Origin of the sequence: Clostridium folliculivorans (assembly GCF_024341905.1) — a bacterium.
Lineage (GTDB): Bacteria > Bacillota > Clostridia > Clostridiales > Clostridiaceae > Clostridium_AR > Clostridium_AR folliculivorans.
Genome location: NZ_BQXY01000002.1, coordinates 203,493 through 221,010, shown reverse-complemented (window position 1 = coordinate 221,010; position 17,518 = coordinate 203,493). Strand labels below are relative to the sequence as shown.

The 17,518-nt window shown below is 30.5% G+C and carries 17 protein-coding genes; 6 read left to right on the top strand and 11 right to left on the bottom strand.

Translation table 11 applies throughout. The features are described from left to right. Positions 1-87: 87 nt before the first annotated feature. Complete coding sequence (locus OCU55_RS07360; protein ID WP_261851678.1) at positions 88-2,442, bottom strand: glycoside hydrolase family 31 protein; 2,355 nt, start codon at positions 2,440-2,442, stop codon at positions 88-90. Between the two features lie 207 nt (positions 2,443-2,649). Here OCU55_RS07360 and OCU55_RS07355 point away from each other — a divergent pair, with 207 nt between their 5' ends. Both OCU55_RS07355 and OCU55_RS07350 read left to right on the top strand, forming a co-directional pair. Further along, positions 2,650-3,540: an AraC family transcriptional regulator gene (locus tag OCU55_RS07355; protein WP_261851677.1), complete on the top strand. Its 891-nt coding sequence runs from the start codon at positions 2,650-2,652 to the stop codon at positions 3,538-3,540. 68 nt (positions 3,541-3,608) lie between these two features. Further along, positions 3,609-4,064 carry a staygreen family protein gene (locus OCU55_RS07350; RefSeq protein ID WP_261851676.1) on the top strand — a complete coding sequence of 152 codons (456 nt, stop codon included), beginning with the start codon at positions 3,609-3,611 and terminating at the stop codon, positions 4,062-4,064. A 124-nt stretch (positions 4,065-4,188) separates the two neighbouring features. On the opposite strand, the gene OCU55_RS07345 is transcribed toward OCU55_RS07350, so the two are convergent. Then, entirely contained in the window at positions 4,189-5,553 is a 1,365-nt protein-coding gene (locus OCU55_RS07345) for a glycoside hydrolase family 1 protein (RefSeq protein WP_261851675.1), read from the bottom strand. Positions 5,554-5,814: 261 nt separating this feature from the next. On the opposite strand from OCU55_RS07345, the gene OCU55_RS07340 reads away from it, so the two are divergent. Both OCU55_RS07340 and OCU55_RS07335 read left to right on the top strand, forming a co-directional pair. Next, on the top strand, positions 5,815-6,438 hold the full coding sequence (locus OCU55_RS07340) for a TetR/AcrR family transcriptional regulator (RefSeq protein ID WP_261851674.1): 624 nt from the start codon (positions 5,815-5,817) through the stop codon (positions 6,436-6,438). Positions 6,439-6,803: 365 nt separating this feature from the next. Then, entirely contained in the window at positions 6,804-7,160 is a 357-nt protein-coding gene (locus OCU55_RS07335; protein ID WP_261851673.1) for a DUF3784 domain-containing protein, read from the top strand. 3 nt (positions 7,161-7,163) lie between these two features. Here the strand turns inward: OCU55_RS07335 and OCU55_RS07330 are convergent, their stop codons facing one another. The 9 genes from OCU55_RS07330 to OCU55_RS07290 form a co-directional block, all read right to left on the bottom strand. Then, a complete protein-coding gene (locus tag OCU55_RS07330; RefSeq protein WP_261851672.1) occupies positions 7,164-8,027 on the bottom strand; it encodes an SDR family oxidoreductase in 864 nt (287 codons plus the stop codon). Then, positions 8,027-8,452 (bottom strand): MarR family winged helix-turn-helix transcriptional regulator, encoded by a 426-nt coding sequence (locus OCU55_RS07325; RefSeq protein WP_261851671.1) that lies wholly within the window; start codon positions 8,450-8,452, stop codon positions 8,027-8,029. Before OCU55_RS07325 ends, OCU55_RS07330 begins: the two co-directional genes overlap by 1 nt. A 260-nt stretch (positions 8,453-8,712) precedes the next feature. Beyond that, positions 8,713-9,696, bottom strand: coding sequence for a D-isomer specific 2-hydroxyacid dehydrogenase family protein (locus OCU55_RS07320; protein WP_261852197.1), 984 nt, complete (start codon positions 9,694-9,696; stop codon positions 8,713-8,715). 176 nt (positions 9,697-9,872) lie between these two features. Then, positions 9,873-10,022 (bottom strand): hypothetical protein, encoded by a 150-nt coding sequence (locus tag OCU55_RS07315; protein ID WP_261851670.1) that lies wholly within the window; start codon positions 10,020-10,022, stop codon positions 9,873-9,875. 154 nt (positions 10,023-10,176) lie between these two features. Beyond that, positions 10,177-11,595 (bottom strand): [FeFe] hydrogenase H-cluster radical SAM maturase HydG, encoded by a 1,419-nt coding sequence (hydG, locus tag OCU55_RS07310; protein WP_261851669.1) that lies wholly within the window; start codon positions 11,593-11,595, stop codon positions 10,177-10,179. Between the two features lie 18 nt (positions 11,596-11,613). Further along, on the bottom strand, positions 11,614-11,871 hold the full coding sequence (locus OCU55_RS07305) for a TM1266 family iron-only hydrogenase system putative regulator (RefSeq protein WP_183277305.1): 258 nt from the start codon (positions 11,869-11,871) through the stop codon (positions 11,614-11,616). Positions 11,872-12,252: 381 nt separating this feature from the next. Continuing rightward, positions 12,253-12,669: a VOC family protein gene (locus OCU55_RS07300; protein ID WP_261851668.1), complete on the bottom strand. Its 417-nt coding sequence runs from the start codon at positions 12,667-12,669 to the stop codon at positions 12,253-12,255. Positions 12,670-12,721: 52 nt separating this feature from the next. Beyond that, positions 12,722-13,603 (bottom strand): VOC family protein, encoded by an 882-nt coding sequence (locus OCU55_RS07295; RefSeq protein WP_261851667.1) that lies wholly within the window; start codon positions 13,601-13,603, stop codon positions 12,722-12,724. Positions 13,604-14,401: 798 nt separating this feature from the next. Continuing rightward, complete coding sequence (locus tag OCU55_RS07290) at positions 14,402-15,103, bottom strand: YoaK family protein (RefSeq protein ID WP_261851666.1); 702 nt, start codon at positions 15,101-15,103, stop codon at positions 14,402-14,404. Between the two features lie 390 nt (positions 15,104-15,493). On the opposite strand from OCU55_RS07290, the gene OCU55_RS07285 reads away from it, so the two are divergent. Together OCU55_RS07285 and OCU55_RS07280 are read left to right on the top strand one after the other, a co-directional pair. Further along, positions 15,494-15,721 carry a hypothetical protein gene (locus OCU55_RS07285; RefSeq protein WP_261851665.1) on the top strand — a complete coding sequence of 76 codons (228 nt, stop codon included), beginning with the start codon at positions 15,494-15,496 and terminating at the stop codon, positions 15,719-15,721. A gap of 494 nt (positions 15,722-16,215) precedes the next feature. Continuing rightward, positions 16,216-17,469 carry an MFS transporter gene (locus OCU55_RS07280; RefSeq protein WP_261851664.1) on the top strand — a complete coding sequence of 418 codons (1,254 nt, stop codon included), beginning with the start codon at positions 16,216-16,218 and terminating at the stop codon, positions 17,467-17,469. Positions 17,470-17,518: the final 49 nt, after the last annotated feature.

Sequence of the window (17,518 nt, the reverse complement as noted above, 5' to 3'; positions counted from 1 at the left end):
TGTCCCTTTTTGTAACTTAATTTAGCTTTTAAACTACACTAATTGGGTAGCTTTAATATATTTGATTAACTTAAATTTTCAAACTCACTACTTTACTATAAGTCTACCACTTACTGCTGGAATCACAAATTCAATCTTGTTATCAGTTTCAACAAAACTTATTTTTTCTTCATTAAAATAAACCTCTTTAGTAATATCACAATTATATATAACTTTAAAGCTATCATATGCTTTGTACTCTTCATGCTTTATGTTTATATCAATGGTAGCTTCTTCATCATTCTTCATAATAAATTCATATAAAGTATATTCGCCTTCTCTGTAGTTATAGCTTTCTTTGTCATCTACGTAATGCACATATTGACCTTCTCCTGGGTAAATATCAAGTGTTAATTCTTTAATATCTTTTTCTCCAACGTAGTTTTGCTCTGGATAGTTTGGAACTATGCTTCCTTTCTTAATATAAACTGGACAGATATCAAGAGGAGTCTCTTTAAGTATATACTTTCCACCATCTATAACTTCCTTAGTCCAATAATCAATCCATTGACCTACTGGAAGATAAACAGTTCTTATTTTCTTACCTTGCTCTAATATAGGTGCTACCAATATATTTTCACCAAATAAAAATTGGTCATTGATTTCATATACTTCTTTATCCTTTTCATAATGAAGAACAAGCGGCCTCATCACCGGTAAGCCTGTAGTTTCACCACTCCATAATAAATCATATAAATATGGAAGTAGCTTATATCTTAACTTTATATACTTTCTATTTATATTCAGTGTTTCCTCATCAAAAGCCCATGGTTCCTGGTCTCTTGTGTTACTACCTGAATGGTTTCTGAATAATGGCGTAAACGCTCCTACTTGTACCCATCTTGACAAAAGCTCAGGTGTGCAGTCAAAGCTGAAGCCTCCAACATCAGTTCCACAAAAGCTAATACCACTCATCCCTAGGTTTAAAAGCATAGGTATTGACATTCTTAAATGATCCCAAAAACTTTGATTATCTCCTGTCCATACTGTAGAATATTTTTGAGTTCCTGCATATGCGGCTCTTGTTATAACAAAAGGTCTTTTACCGCTATGTTTCTTAATTCCCTCAAAAGTTGCCTTAGACATTAAATGTCCATATATATTATGAATTTCAGTGTGATCTGTATTTCTTCCTTCATTTTCAAACTGAACATCATCCGGTAATGGTCCATTAAAACTAGCAGGCTCATTCATATCATTCCATACTCCAGAAACTCCAGAATCCAATAGAATCTTTTGATTTTCAGCCCACCAATCTCTAGTGTCTTTCTTAGAAAAGTCAGGAAACACAGAATCACCTGGCCATACTCTATTTACATAAGTGATTCCATCCTTATCAGTGGCAAAATATCCATTTTTAAGTCCAGTCTCATAGATATCATAGTTTTTTTCTTTCTTTACCCCTGGATCTATTATAGTAACTATCTTAAATCCATCTTCATTAAGCTCATTTAATATCTTCTTTTCATCTGGAAATCTTTCTTTATCCCAAGTAAAAACTTTAAAACTCTCCATGTAATCTATGTCTAAATGAATTGTGTCACAAGGAATATCTTTTTCTCTGAAGCTTTTTGCTATTTCTTTAACTCTACCTGCTGGAGAATAAGACCATCTACTTTGCTGATATCCAAGAGTCCACATTTGAGGAAGCGGTGTCTTTCCTGTCAAATCAGTGTAACCCTTTAGTATACTTTGTACATTATTTCCACCGATAAAATAATAGTCCAAATTACCATCATCAGCACCAAAGTAATAATATTTAGAGTTTTCTTTTCCCATATCAAAGTAAGTTTTAAAAGTATTATCAAAGAATATACCAAAGGCACAATCCTCTCTTAGAGTTATAAAATAAGGTATAGATTTATAAAGTGATTTGTGACTTTCTACATGTGGCGTTGGATCATCAGTGTTCCACATTTCATAATAATAACCTCTCTTATTAAGATGGCCTGTTTTTTCTCCAAGACCATAGAACTTCTCATCTCCAAATAACCTTTTAACAACTTCAATTTTATGCTTATCTGCTTGTATATCTACACTATGACCTTCATCTTGTGCATCACTTATAGTACCTCTTCTTACAAAAGGTGCTCTTTCTTCTCTAAAATCTTCACATAGTATCTTTCCTTCTATGCTATAGAAATCTACTTTAAAATCATCATATACCTTAATAAGTAATGCTTCTGTACTTATCTCAATGTAAAAATCTTTTTTCTCTACTAAAATTTCACATTGTTCGATTTTCAAATCTTCAACAGCTCTCGAATAATGATTATCATATTTTAATGGGCAAAAAACATTCACAATCATTGGACTTATAATTTCAATTATACCTTCATTTTTTTCAAACTCTAAATGTATCTTATTAGCTCTTACTTTATGACTTACTATTTTACCAAACATAATTTTCCTCCTGTAGTATTTATACTTGTTATTTTACGATGTAAACCTTATATTAGTAGTATATATATTTTTTCAGCTCAATACTTGCTCTATCTTAACTAAAAATAACACTATTTTGACATAAATAAAAATCATAACATCGCACTGCTTATTATTGAGTTGTAAATTAATAAATTTTGTATACCACTAGTGAGGTGACTTTAATAAATGGAAACTGAAAGAAATACTCTAAGGGAAACCGTGGATAGAGGTAACTCTCTTATTCCGTTTTATTCATATAACCAAAATTGGAATAACTTCACTCTATACTTACACTGGCATAACGAGTTTGAAATCATTTATGTAGAAAAAGGATCTATAATCTATACAATCGATACTGTTTCCACAAAGGTTTCAGAAGGCCAAGCTATAATAATAAATAGTGGTCAACTTCATTCGGCTCATACTATTAATGGAGAGGGCAGCTTGCATCATGCTTTACTTTTTGATTTAAACTTTTTAAATAGTGCAATCAATGACCCTTGCCAAAATAATTATATTACCCCACTTCTAAATGGAGATTATCGTCTTCCTTTAATAATAGATGAAAAGTATATCTGGGGTATAAAAGTGATAGAGGAAGTAAAAGAAATACTAGCTGTATGCTCTGAAAAACAATTTGGTTGGGAGATAGGAATTAAAGCTTCACTATACAAGATACTTTCTGTCATCGCTAGAGAAAATAAATTTATTGTCAATAAGGTATCATCAGCTTCATCGCTTAATTATAAAATAAGTATCATTAAAAATATTATAAATTATATTCAGAGTAAATATACAGAAAAGATATATATAGAGGATTTAGCTAAAGAAGCAAATATGAATCCTCAATATTTTTGTAGATTCTTCAAAGCCAATACAGGCAAAACAATAGTAGATTTTATAAACCAATATAGAATAGAACAAGCCACTAAACTCTTGAAAAATGAAGATAAAAAGATATCAGATATTTGTTTTGAAGTTGGATTTGATAATTTTAGTTACTTTATCAAAAAGTTCAAAGAATATGAAAATGTTACCCCCAACCAATATAAGAAACAGCTGTTAAATAAAATATAAGTCAAAATAGCAAAGCGCAATGATATACATATACTATTCTTGTAAATAAATAATAGAAGGTATAATATATGTCGGAATTTAAGCCTGAAAAACTTTCAGTTGAATTTAGAGATGGTGTTACGCCAACTAGTCCTATTTTGACTAGACATTGTACATTAACTCACTCTGATATTACTGCAGAATTATTTTTAACTATAGGATTGAGCTTTGCTTATGACAAAACTAATGAGATGAAAGATGAAGTACTTGGAAAGTGGGTAAGCAAAGAAAGCTCACTTTTATTTTATGTTTATCTAGCTGTAGATAACGACACAAATCCAATACAAGCTGCCATTAGAGACTATATTTTTAGAAAAGAACTACCGCTTGCGTTAGAAGCTATAAGATATGGGGATAGAAAACTGTTTGAAGTATATCCAAAATTGGATAACTGTCATATTATAGTCCACTTTATTGCAAAATGTCCGAAGCTAAACAAAGTTGAAGATTATGGAACTTTTGCAAAGTATAACACTTTAAATTAGAATTATAGCCTTATAGTTTAACTTTTACTCAATATATTTACTGTTAAAAGTTAGGGGAGAATATGCATACAGAGGTAATGGTCATATACCTTTGTATGCATATAAATAATATCCAAATTTTATTTTATAATCTTTCACCGTTAGATTCTATAACCTGCTTAAACCAATTGAAGCTTTTTTTCTTATATCTCTTTAGATCTCTTAAATCAGTTTCAGTTCTATTTACAAATATAAATCCATATCTTTTACTCATTTCTCCCTGGGAGCTTAGTATATCTATTGGTCCCCAAGCTAAATAACCGATTATTTCTACACCTTCAGATATTGCAATTTTCATTTGTTCTATATGTTTTTTCATGTAGTCAATTCTATAATCATCTTCTACAGTATTATCTTCATTCAATTCTTCTTTTACACCAATTCCATTTTCTAATATAAATATTGGCATATTATATCTTTCATAGACTTCCTTTAAAGCTAGCCTAAAACCGATAGGGTCAATAGTCCAGCCCCACTCACTAGCTTTAAGATATTGGTTTTCTATTAAATTTTCCATACCCTGGAAAAGAGGCTTGTTATTTTTTATACTTGAGCTAACTGTTCCACTAAAATAATAACTGATTCCTAAATAGTCTGCTTTTCCGTACTTTAACAATTCCAAATCCTCTTCATGAAATTCCAATGATATTTTTCTATTTTTTAAATCTGTAAGATAGTATGATGGATACTCTCCTCTTGCAAATACGTCTAAATATAAATCAGCAATTCTCTCTTTGAATTTTTTCATTAAGAGAGTATCATCTGGATTGCAAGTTGCAGGATATAGTTGCATGTAGTTAACCATACCGCCCATCTTTCCATCTTTTACAATATCATGTAGTGCTTTGGTAGCTTTTGAATGAGCCATTAAGAGATTATGGATTAATTGATTTTCGAAAGTTTTTTTGTCCATGCCCTTTGGAAGCTTAGTTCCGTACAAATCTGTCATTAGTGTAGCTGTATTCATTTCATTAAAGCTAACCCAGTACTTGACCCTATCTCCATATCTTTTAAAAACAGTTATTGCAAATTTCTCAAACAAATCAACTACTTTTCTTGAAATAAATCCATTATATTTTTCCTGAAGTGCTAAAGGCATATCAAAATGATATAAGGTTAACACTGGCTCTATATTATTATTCAAAAGTTCATCTATTACATTATCATAAAATATTAATCCATCTTCATTTACATTTTCACCATCAGGAAATATTCTAGACCAAGCTATATTAGTACGAAATGAATTTAATCCAAGTTCCTTAAAAAGTTCTATGTCTTGCTTGTATCTATGATAAAAATCTATGGCAGTGTTCCAATCAGATACTCCAGGTTTTATTTCCCTGTTATCTACAATAGAAACTCCTTTGCCACCTTCATTCCAAGCGCCCTCTATCTGAAAAGATGTTACAGCGCCTCCCCAAAGAAATTGATTAACATTAGTTTTATTCATAAATTCTCTCCTCCACCTTCTATTTAATTTGACAACTATATAATAATTGTCTTAAATAATACAAAGTTCTTCACTAGTTTACACACTGTAAACTAGCTTTATATTACCACTAAATTTACACAGTGTAAACCCCAAGTTATTAGATTTTCGCATTTAGAAAATCTCACTTTTCCGATTTATATGTTAAAATATAAACATGTGTATCCTTTAATTAAGGAATTACCTAAAATAAAAAGCAAAACTGCTTATCTGGAGGTTCTAATGAGTTTTAAGCATAACTATAAATTCAAAGATGAGAGTGAACGTAAAAATACTTTAATGGAGGCAGCCTTCGATCTAGCTGTTAACAACGGCATGGATAAAGTAACTGTGGTTGATATTGTTAATCTTGCTGAAACCAGTAGAGTAACCTTTTATAAATATTTTGATTCAGTATTTGATATATTGTGGGAAATTCACAGAAGCATTTTAGGTGAAATAACAATATTTTTAAAGGATAACATACACGGTAATAATGCAAATGAAAAAATTCATTCTTTAATCGATTTATATAAACAACTATACCTTGAAAGATTTGATGATATCAGATTCACAATATTTTTTGATTGTTATCATACTCATCGAGCAGACGATGAAAATTATTTGGATTATATCATTTATTCATACTTTTATGATGAATTAATCAACGAAGGACTTCAGGATGGTTCCATTAAAAACAATTTAAGCTTTCGTAAAAAGCTAGCTATTCAAATAAATGCAATATGGGGTCTTATGCAAAGACTTTCTGTAAGAAAGGATCATATTCAGATAGAAACCTCCTATGATGCTATAGAGATTTTAGAAGGTTTAATTGAAAACGCACATATAATTCTAAATATAGGATAATGAATTTATATTTTTAACAAAACATATAGCACTTAAATCATAAAACTACTTTAAAAAACTCTGCTCATATAATCCAGCAGAGTTTTTTAATATAAGTTCAACAATATAGTTGTTCAGCTTAAGAGCATCAGATTAATATCCACTTAAATTCAACAAGGTATTTGAATATAAGATTAAAACTTAATTAAATTTTAGTTATTGATCGTAGCTTTTAATCATTAATTACCATACTAATTGGTAAATATTTGAAATAAATTTTGTAATGGTGTATAATTACAATAAAGTATTGAATACCTAATAAATCAAAAGGATATTTTGAATATTTGATAGCTTAGGTATCGTTTATATGAGGAGGTTTATTCTACATGATAATGGGATTTATTTTAATAATCTTTTTTTTAGCAATATCAATTGCCTTATTAAATGGCAAATTAAGTTTTTTAGTTGATGGCTATAACTCAATGGATGAGTTAGAAAAAAACAAATATGATGAAAGAAAAGTCTGTAAAAAGACTGGATTTGAACTGCTTTTTGCTGATATTGTTCTTATGGTTGTAATGGTTCTTCTTAACACTGATTATGGAAAAAGCCACTCTGCAGCAATAGGTTTGATTTCTGCAGTTATTATAGTTGCATTAACCTTTGGAAACGTTTTAATATCCCCAAAAATTAAAGAAAGATATTATAAAGATGAATTTAAGACAAAAAAAAGTAACTTATAAAGCTTAAAGTTTACTACAAAAATTCACTACATTTTCTTTAACAAACTCTTCAAAGCTTTTAGGTCTTTTTCCAGTTAATTCACAAAACTCATCTGTTACTTTTTTTGCTGTTCCAATTCTTGTCATAAAATAAAGTGCTACAGTCACATTTACATATGATTTATCGAGACCTCTATTTTTTATATAATATCTTCTATACTTGAGAAATCCAGGCTTCTTATAAGTTATTTTTCTTCCTGTTACCTTACTAATTATTTCCGCTACTTGGTAATAATCTAAGGCTTCACCACCAGTAATTGTATGAGCAGTATTTTTATATAATTCTGGGTTATGTAGAACTACTGCTATAGAAAGACCTATATCCTCTGCAGCTATAAAACTGGTTCTGCTTCTTCCTGCTGGGATAAATACTTCATCTTGTTCCCTGATTTCAACAGAATGAATCCCCGATATATTTTCCATAAAAAAACCTGGTCGAATATGTGTAAATGGAATTTCTAAGGTTTCAATATATTTCTCTATTTTGTGATGAGGAGGTATAGTATTATTTTCTACTCCCATTAATGATAAAAAACATACAAGCTTTATATTGTTAGCTTTCATTTCATCAATAAAAGGAAATAAATCTTCAGGTTTACCAAGGTGAGGTGGTCTCATTAAAAACACTCTATCAACACCCTCTAGAGCAGTTTTAAAAGTACTTTCATCTGTGAAATCAAATCTTAATACTTCAACCCTTTCATTGAACATGTTCTTAAGTCTTCCAATATTTGTGCCTGCTGCAACAACTTTTTCACCCATTTTCAAAAGTTCATTAACTACATAATTACCTACATTTCCAGATGCCCCTGTAACAAGAATTTTCATTACTCCTTCTCCTCCCCTAAGATTTTATTTGCTTTCTGTATTAGCTCAATAAATCTACTAAAATCTTCACTACCTAACCTTTGCTTTAGTAACTCCATTGTTTTAAAATATTCATTGTAAGTTTCTTCAACTAGTTCTATACCCTTATCGGAAGCAGAAATTGTGTAACTTCTTCCATCAGTTAGTGATTTAGTCTTTATTAAGTATCCTTTTGTTATTAATGTGTTTACCATTGCTGTCACTGAAGGTTTTGTGATTCTAAAAAAGTTACTAATCATCAAAGGTGTAACTTGCTCTTCTTGAGTCTTAGTAAAAATAAGTACTCCCATTTCACTTGGTCTTATAGGAATGTCTCTTTTAACATTCATCTGTAATCTACAAAACATCGAAACAGCATCTGCGCTGATAATAATATCTTTATCCATTGTTATCCTCCATATAGTTAGTTTAACTAACTAATTATAAATCTATAGTATACTCTAAAATTGCTTATGTCAATTTTAATAAAAAATTATTTTATTACACATAAAAAAATGAAGAATATCAATAACTTAAACTTATAACAACTAATCTAGCATATTATTAAAGACAGCCATTTCTAGCTGTCTATATAACTCTTTGATAAAAAAATTATTTTCTAATCTCTAATATTTACTTTTTTTAAAATTTGCTCAGCTAGTAATCTTTATACTACTCTCCATGGATTTTCTTTTCCTTCCACCTCTAAAACACAACTTTTTAAAGACGAGTAAACCATCTCCTGTACATCCTGATTTGTATAGAATGCCATATGAGGTGTCACTATCACATTTGGATAACTTTTAAGAACCGCTAAATCTCGATTGTTTAGCACCTCAGATTTCAAGTCATTATAACAAAGCCCTGCTTCGTTTTCTATTACATCTAAAGCAGCTGCACCAACTTTTCTACTTTCAATTCCATCTAATAATGCCTTAGTATCGATAAGTGCTCCCCTTGCTGTGTTTACAATGATTACTTGATCTTTCATCTTAGAGATCGACTTTGCATCAATCATATGATAGTTTTCATCATCAACTGGCGTATGAAGACTGATTATATCACTTTCACCCAATAGTTCATCTAAGGAAACATAACGAGCATACTTTTTCACTTCTTCATTTTCATATAGTGAATAAGCTAAAATTTGATTTCCAAATCCCGAAAGATGGCGAATTACTGTCTCACCAATTCTTCCAGTCCCTATTATTCCTATCTTCATATTTGCAAACTCTCTCCCTAATAGCCCTTGCAAGGAGAAGTCCTGAATATTTCCACGTTCCATAATACGCTTCATATTACGCGAAGCCATCATCATTAACATAATTGCATAGTCAGCTACGCCATTTGGAGAATATGTTGCATTACTTACATGAATACCTAATTCTTTTGCATACTTTATATTTATATGATCAAACCCAACAGTTCTAGTTGAGATCATTTTTATATTCATTTCATTAAGTTTCTTAATCAACATTTCATCTATTGGTGTAGTTATAATGCTAATACAATCACAACCATCAGATAAATGTATATTTGAAAGTGTTGGAGTTTCTCTGCAAATAATAAGTTCTACTCCTAACTCTTCACTTATTTTCTTAAAATATTGAGCTTCGTCAAATTCTCTGTAGTTGAATACGCATACTTTTATTTTATTACTGACCATAATATTCATCCCCTTCAAAATGTATAATGTTATTAACTCTAGTTCACTGGTTATTAATAGATTTCAAAAATATTAAGCCTGTTCTTTTACTATATTATATAGTTCTTCTAATATAAAAGTATATTGCTAAAGTGAAAACACCTAAGATAATCATAATAAATCTATATTTCTTTTGTAATAGTCCATCTAAAATAAAAACTACAGGTATAACAATCCAAAGCTTCTCTAATAAAAATAGATCTAAAGTTTTTAACATAGGTAATGATTATATATCCTATAATAATTGGTGATGTTATCCAAGTGACCCTCATTTTAATAAACTCCTCTGAGTTTATATTGAATAATATAGAAAAAAGTATGCGAATTAAAATCCACATACTCTTCAATAATAACAATTCAATATTTTATTTCTAAATCTAAAAAATTATACTCTCTTAGATTTACACATACAAATTAACTAATTAATTAGAATCTGAAGTCTCTCTTTCCTTCTCTTAACTCAGTTAAATGCTCTTTTACTATAGTCTTTACCTTTTCGTTAGGAATTCTTTCAGTTTCTTCATTAATTACGACTTCACCATTTTTCTTAGTTTCTTCTGATGCATAGTCTTCTAAGTATTCTTTAAGAGTCATTAAAGCATTCGGCTGACAGCAGTTTGCAATCTGTCCTGATTTAACAAGAGTCATGAATCTATCTCCTGTTCTACCTTCACGATAGCACGCAGTACAGAAACTTGGTATATAACCTAATTCCAAAAGCCAATTTACTATTTCATCAAGAGTACGGTTATCACTTACATCAAACTGAGATGAATTTTCTTCTTCTGGTTCAGGCTCAACATATCCACCAACGCTAGTCTTTGATCCACCACTTAACTGTGATACTCCAAGTTCAAGTACACGTTCGCGAGTCTTTTTAGATTCACGAGTAGATACTATCATTCCTGTATATGGTACTGCTATACGTATTATAGCAACTATTTTTTCAAACATTTCATCTGATATTGCATTTGAAAAGCTATTAGGATCAATATCATCTGCTGGTCTAATACGAGGTACGCTGATAGTGTGCGGACCAACTCCCATTGCAGCTTCTAAGTGTTCTGCATGCATTAGAAGCCCTACAAGATCATATTTATATAGATTAAGACCAAATAATACACCTATTCCAACATCATCTATTCCGGCTTCCATAGCGCGATCCATTGCTTCAGTGTGATATGCATAATTATGCTTTGGTCCTGTTGGATGAAGCTCTTCGTAAGTCTCTTTGTGGTATGTTTCTTGGAATAATATATAAGTTCCAATCCCAGCATCCTTCAACTTTTTATAGTCTTCAACTGTAGTTGCAGCTATATTTACGTTAACACGTCTTATTTCTCCGTTTTTATGTTTTATACTATATATAGTTTTAATGCTTTCAAGAATATATTCAAGTGGATTGTTTAAAGGATCTTCACCAGCTTCTAAAGCTAAACGCTTGTGTCCCATATCTTGTAGGGCAATTGTTTCCCTTTTTATCTCCTCTTGAGTAAGTTTCTTTCTAGCTATATGTTTATTTTTATAGTGATATGGACAATAAACACATCCATTAACACAATAGTTTGATAGATAAAGTGGAGCAAACATTACAATACGATTTCCGTAAAACTTTTGCTTAATCTCTTTTGCTAGTTTATACATTTCTTCATTTAATTCTTCAATATCACATTCTAATAATATAGCAGCTTCTCTATGGCTTATTCCCTTATAGCTTCTAGCTTTTTCAATAATACTAGCAATTAGTTCTTTATTACTCTTATTTTCCTTAGCATGTTCTAAAGTACTTTTAATTTCTTCATCGTCAATAAATTCTGTTGCAACTTTAGACTTAACATTATACATTCAAATCCCTCCAATATTTTACTCCTTAGCAGAAACCTTAGAGTATACCGTTTTGATGTTCACATCAGGTAACATTCCCAATTTTCCAGAAAGAGCGGCGATAACATCATTCGGTGCATCAATAACTATAGTTATTATATTAAGTTGACGTTTTGGGTATGGCAGTCCCATTCTGCCAATAATATACTCAGTATATTCATGCAGAATAGTATTAAGCTTTCCCACCGAATCTTTATTTTCAACAATAATTCCAACAACAGCAATCCTTGTTTCCATAAAAAAATCCTTTCAATAAAGAATAAAAAATCCTTGTACCAAAAAGGAACAAGGATAGAAAATAAAACGCAAGTAATCATATAAATTAATTTCCTGAGTTTATAACAACTATTCTCTCGCCTTCTAACTTGGGACTAACCCTCATTCATTCAGTACGATTCTTTAAATTTTATGGTTTACTACAAGAAAAAACTATAAGCTTAATCTCAGAAAGTGCACCAACATTTTTTATTATATCATAATGTTTTCCAAAGTAAAACTTTATGTGTGAACTATACTTCAATACATTGTATAATATAAAAGAACTGTCATTAAGACAGTTCTTTTATATGTATAGTTAATTAACCTATATTAAATCCACAAGTTTACCTTGATACTTTTTTATTTACCCTCATAACTAAGTTGCCATTTTACGCCAAACTTATCTGTTACTGTACCATAGCATTTACTCCAAAAGGTTTCTTGAAGCTCCATATCAACAGTACCACCTTCTTTTAATTTATCATAACATGACTTGACTTCCTCTATATCCTTAGTAACTAAAGTCAGACTAAAGTTATTTCCTTCTGTAAAAGGCATACCAGGGAATGTATCAGAAAACATTATAGTAGTTCCGCTAATGTCAAGTCTTGTATGTAATACTAAATTTTTTGCTTCTTCGGGTATAACAAAGTTGGGATCAGATGCATTTTCACCGAAAGTCATTATTTGAGGCTTTTCAGTGTTAAAAACTTCTGAATAAAATTCAACTGCTTCTCTACAATTTCCATTAAAATTTAAATATACTTGTATAGCCATTTTCTTCAACTCCTTAAAATTATTTTGACTATTTTTTGTATTTTAATATTGTTTAAACTTGATCATATGCTCTTTTTAAAGTATCGATATCAAGTTTATTCATCTTCAACATAGCATCTGTAACTTTCTGTGCCCTTTCTTCATCTGCACTAGTTAAAAGTTGCCCAAGAACTGAGGGCACTATTTGCCAAGAGACTCCATATTTATCTTCCAGCCAGCCACATTGCCCTTTTTTGCCTTCATAAGAAAGTTTTTGCCAAAAATCATCTATTTGTTCTTGAGTTTCACAATCAACAAAAAATGATATTGCTGGTGTAAAAGTAAATTCATGATTAATGCAACTATCCATTGCCATGAAGTTTTGAGATCTAAGCATAAAAATAGCACTCTTCACTGATTCTTTAGTTTCCACTTCATCATCATTATAAAATTCAATTGAATCAATCTTTGAATCTTCAAATATAGATGTGTAGAAATTCATTGCTTCCTGAGCTTTTCTATAATTATCTCCAAAGAACATTAATGCTGGATATATACTTTGTTTTTGATTTGAAAGATTTATTTGCCATGTTACCCCAAACTTATCTTGAAGCCAACCAAATTTTTTACTAAAAGGATATTCGCCTAGTTCCATAAGCACTATGCCATCTTCACTAATCAATTGCCAAATATTTTCCACTTCATCTGGTGTTTCACAATTAACAAAAAATGATATTGCCGGAGTTATCGTAAAATATGGACCTCCATTTAAGGCTACAAATTCTTGACCACATAATTGGAAACTTACACTCATTAGGCTATCTTTGGGCTTTGGTAAACCTTCTGCATAAAATGATTTATCATCTATTTTTGAATTTTTAAATATAGAAACATAAAACTTTGCTGCTTCTTCTGCCTGGTCATCAAACCATATGTAAGGTGTTATCTTTGACATATAATCCCTCCTATTAGACAAATTTAAAATCATAAAATTGATAAAGGTTTTCATTTATATAACTAATTCTCCTTTATCCGAATAATTCCTTCAAGTTTCAATTATTTTATTTATAGATTTATAACTTCAACTATTAAGAAATGAATGTCTAATGAATCTAGATATGCCATTTCCTAACATGCACGACTTAAGTTTTCTCAATGTAACCATATATAGGGTTCCTAGCTCAACTATTGATTTATACATGCCCGAAAATCACCAGAAGCCGCGATTATCGAATAAGTATAAATTAAGTTTTCACACATGAACCCTATAGTTTCACTTATCAAAAAATATTAAATATTAATCAATACAATCTGAGGTTTATTTTATCATCTTTGTCTTAAACTTCTTATATAGATAATCCAGTTCTATCTAATAAAACTAGGTAATACTTCTGTTAACTATTAATAATAATACGATTATCAAATATAGATTCTATTTAGAACTGGTTTATCTATAGTATTCATCAAAAATATTATTACAACACCATTATCTTATGTATTAAAAAAATATTTTATATACAGAAAAACCTTGCCTTTCCTGATTTATATGAGAAACCTTACATTTTGTTTTCTTACTGTATCCCTTAAAAACTATACTAAACATCTGAAACTACTGGTTCTAGTTGGCTTGAAAGTTTTGTATTTTCCTCGCATAAAAAAAGAATCACAGCCAAGTGATTCTTACAAAGTACATATTAAAAAATATAAAAGCACACCAATAATAAAATTATATTTTTAAATTGAAGTGATCATATTATCTCTGTTTCTTTATATTAAACAGGGCTACATTAAAAGTTAAAATCAGCGCAGCAACCCATATAGCTTTAACACTAAAAATAATTGTTAATATCGCTCCCAAAAAAGCTCCTGTTATAAATGATGCTATTATTGTAAAAAGTTTCACCGCTCTGCTCTTAGCTTTCTTATCTTTTTGAGTTATGGCAAGATAAACCGCTTCACAAGCCGTTCTTAGATTACCTGTTGTCATAGTTGTGCTATAAGGACAGTCTCCTAATTTTCTAAAAGACGCTATTTGAAGCGATGATACAAATGAAATTATAACATTCACAACAGTATCAGTTGACCCCTTAGTCATAAAACCTGTTATAAAAAGTACTGCAATTTCTAAAACCAAAATGACTTTACCCCATTCTTGAGTAAAAAGTTTTGGTGAATTTCCTTTAACGATTTCCGTTACTAGGACCCCTAATATAAATGCTAATATAGGTGGAAGATGCTCAAAGGCCTGAGCCCATTGACCTTGTGAACCATATATCCCCAAAAACACTATATTTCCGGTTTGAGCATTTGAAAAGACTCCTCCTCTTGAGATAAAGGTGTAGGAATCTAAAAAACCTCCAACTATTGCAAGTAACATTCCAAAAACCACAGTCTCGTGAATTTCATATTTTGAATCATCTCTTATATCTCTTACATTATAAACCTTGTTAATCACGTCTAAAGCCCCCTAAATAAATCTGTAAAATCCAGTTGAACGGAATAGCTTCCAAAAATATTATAGCATTATTAATTTTTTTTATCTTATTACATTCAAGCAAAAAGTACCATATAACCTTAATTTTTATCTTTATAATAAAATAACTATATAAACAAAGGAATTTGCTTAAAATTTAAATCTTTACATATGCCTTTAGTTGTTTTCTAAAAAGTAATTCTTAAGTTTCACAGCAATTTAAACCTTGCTTTTGTTAAATCGCCTAGGTACACTGCATATTTTCAAAACTAAAATAAAAAATAGGTTAATATATATCATCTTAAAAAAGTAATAAAAACATATTATTTGTAAAATCATATGTTTATAAAATATAAGAAAGGTGGTTAACTTATGGAAAAAAATCAAAGAATTATTGATGAGTTGACAAATTCTCTTGAAACTAAAGGCGAAATAAGCTTAACAAATGAGACAAATGATCTATTTATTGAGAGCGTAGACGATAAAGAAGGTTATTCTTATGTAAGTAGTACAAACGAGGAATTTGGTACTAGCAAAGAAGCTGTGGAATGGTTAATAAAAAAAGTGAATGGCGTTGAGAATACATTAGATTGGAAGTAAAGTATTTTAAGACAAATTCAATTTTTCTAGGCTTCTATTGCACTTGATACTTAAGTATCTGTGTTATATACTATCAATAGCGTTACATGAAAAAATCGCTGAAGCGACTTTCTTCAGTGATTTTTTTGTGCATCTGCCTTTCCAAGTGAATACAAAGAAACTTACAGGCGATATATTCATTTAAGGTAGGCTATGTTTAAGAATATTGTTGAAATTGATTGGTTATACAGGAGATGCTCTATGAGCGAGCTATTAGAATTAAATGATTTTTTCAGATGGAATGGCGTTAAGAAACTGTACTGTTCGAACGTAGTGAGTTTACAGTTTTAGCCATGGAATATGATAAAATCATATTAATTCTTTGCGTAAGCTCATTTAAGCGTCGGATGATTAACCAATCAATTTCAACACGGTGCTTTAAAAGCGCCTAAAGCTAAATAATCTATCATATCTATTTATAATTCGCAATTATATACAGAAAGGCGCTGAACATAATGAACACTACAAAAACTCCAGCTCTTCTACAAAATAAGTCACTTAGATTGTTAATGGTAGCAAGAGTATCTACAAACTTTGCCTATCAAATGCTAACTGTAGCTATAGGCTGGCAGATGTATTCTATGACTCATTCTGCATTTTATTTAGGATTAGTTGGACTAGTTCAATTTCTACCTATGCTTCTATTATCACTATTCGTTGGACATCTTGCAGATAGATACGATAGAAGAAAAATAATTACTATAAGTCAAATATTCGAAGGAACAGCCATACTAGCTTTAGCATACGGAAGTTATAGTGAATGGATTACAAAAGAAAGATTTCTTATTATAATATTCCTTATCGCTGTTGCACACTCCTTTCAAGGACCTCCAATGCAAGCTTTATTACCTAACATTGTGAGCAAAGACATTTTTCCAAGAGCTTCAGCTTTGATGTCTTCTGTGTCTGAGTTTGCAGTTATTATAGGACCTGGAGTGGGCGGTATACTTTATGCTTTTGGTCCAACCCTGGTGTATGGATTAACTGGTATTCTAATATTTATATCTAGTATTTTAATTTCTCAGCTTACAATGAGAAAAGAAGAAACTAAGGCTGAGCCAGCTAGCTTAAAGACGCTTTTTGCAGGTATTTCCTTCATAAAAGGAAGGCCAATTATTCTTGGTGCAATATCCTTAGATCTATTCGCAGTATTATTTGGAGGAGCAACTGCACTTCTACCTATATATGCAAGTGAGATTTTAAAGATAGGATCATTCGGTCTTGGTATACTTAGATCTGCTCCAGCAGTAGGTGCACTGCTTATGTCAGCTTATCTAGCAAAGAAACCATTAAAGAAAAATGTTGGACGTACTATGTTCACTGCAGTAATTTTCTTTGGTTTATCAACTATAGTATTTGCAATATCTAAGTCTGTAATTATATCTTTCATAGCATTATTCGTTCTAGGTGCTTCCGATGTTATAAGTGTTGTTATCCGTTCAACTCTTGTACAACTTGAAACACCTGACTTTATGAGAGGTAGAGTAAGTTCTGTAAATATGATTTTTATTGGGACATCCAATCAATTAGGTGAATTTGAATCCGGTGCTACAGCAGCACTTCTTGGACCGCAACTAGCAGCTCTAGTAGGAGGTATCGGAACCATATTAGTTGTACTAAGTTGGATGAAGCTTTTCCCTTCAATTTTAAATGTTAACAAGTTCGAAGATATAAAAAGTTATAAACTTGATGAAAATACTGCCTCATAAACTTGGATTAACTTCATAAATTATCATCAAAAAACAACCAGTGAATATT

Bases quoted from the DNA above. Each gene is read 5' to 3' on its own strand.
- OCU55_RS07355 (WP_261851677.1), top strand. From the start codon at position 2,650: ATGGAAACTGAAAGAAATACTCTAAGGGAAACCGTGGATAGAGGTAAC.
- OCU55_RS07285 (WP_261851665.1), top strand. From the start codon at position 15,494: ATGGAAAAAAATCAAAGAATTATTGATGAGTTGACAAATTCTCTTGAA.
- OCU55_RS07305 (WP_183277305.1), bottom strand. From the start codon at position 11,871: ATGGAAACAAGGATTGCTGTTGTTGGAATTATTGTTGAAAATAAAGAT.
- OCU55_RS07330 (WP_261851672.1), bottom strand. From the start codon at position 8,027: ATGAAAATTCTTGTTACAGGGGCATCTGGAAATGTAGGTAATTATGTA.
- hydG (WP_261851669.1), bottom strand. From the start codon at position 11,595: ATGTATAATGTTAAGTCTAAAGTTGCAACAGAATTTATTGACGATGAA.
- OCU55_RS07325 (WP_261851671.1), bottom strand. From the start codon at position 8,452: ATGGATAAAGATATTATTATCAGCGCAGATGCTGTTTCGATGTTTTGT.
- OCU55_RS07345 (WP_261851675.1), bottom strand. From the start codon at position 5,553: ATGAATAAAACTAATGTTAATCAATTTCTTTGGGGAGGCGCTGTAACA.
- OCU55_RS07300 (WP_261851668.1), bottom strand. From the start codon at position 12,669: ATGGCTATACAAGTATATTTAAATTTTAATGGAAATTGTAGAGAAGCA.
- OCU55_RS07295 (WP_261851667.1), bottom strand. From the start codon at position 13,603: ATGTCAAAGATAACACCTTACATATGGTTTGATGACCAGGCAGAAGAA.
- OCU55_RS07280 (WP_261851664.1), top strand. From the start codon at position 16,216: ATGAACACTACAAAAACTCCAGCTCTTCTACAAAATAAGTCACTTAGA.
- OCU55_RS07350 (WP_261851676.1), top strand. From the start codon at position 3,609: ATGTCGGAATTTAAGCCTGAAAAACTTTCAGTTGAATTTAGAGATGGT.
- OCU55_RS07335 (WP_261851673.1), top strand. From the start codon at position 6,804: ATGATAATGGGATTTATTTTAATAATCTTTTTTTTAGCAATATCAATT.
- OCU55_RS07340 (WP_261851674.1), top strand. From the start codon at position 5,815: ATGAGTTTTAAGCATAACTATAAATTCAAAGATGAGAGTGAACGTAAA.
- OCU55_RS07360 (WP_261851678.1), bottom strand. From the start codon at position 2,442: ATGTTTGGTAAAATAGTAAGTCATAAAGTAAGAGCTAATAAGATACAT.
- OCU55_RS07315 (WP_261851670.1), bottom strand. From the start codon at position 10,022: ATGAGGGTCACTTGGATAACATCACCAATTATTATAGGATATATAATC.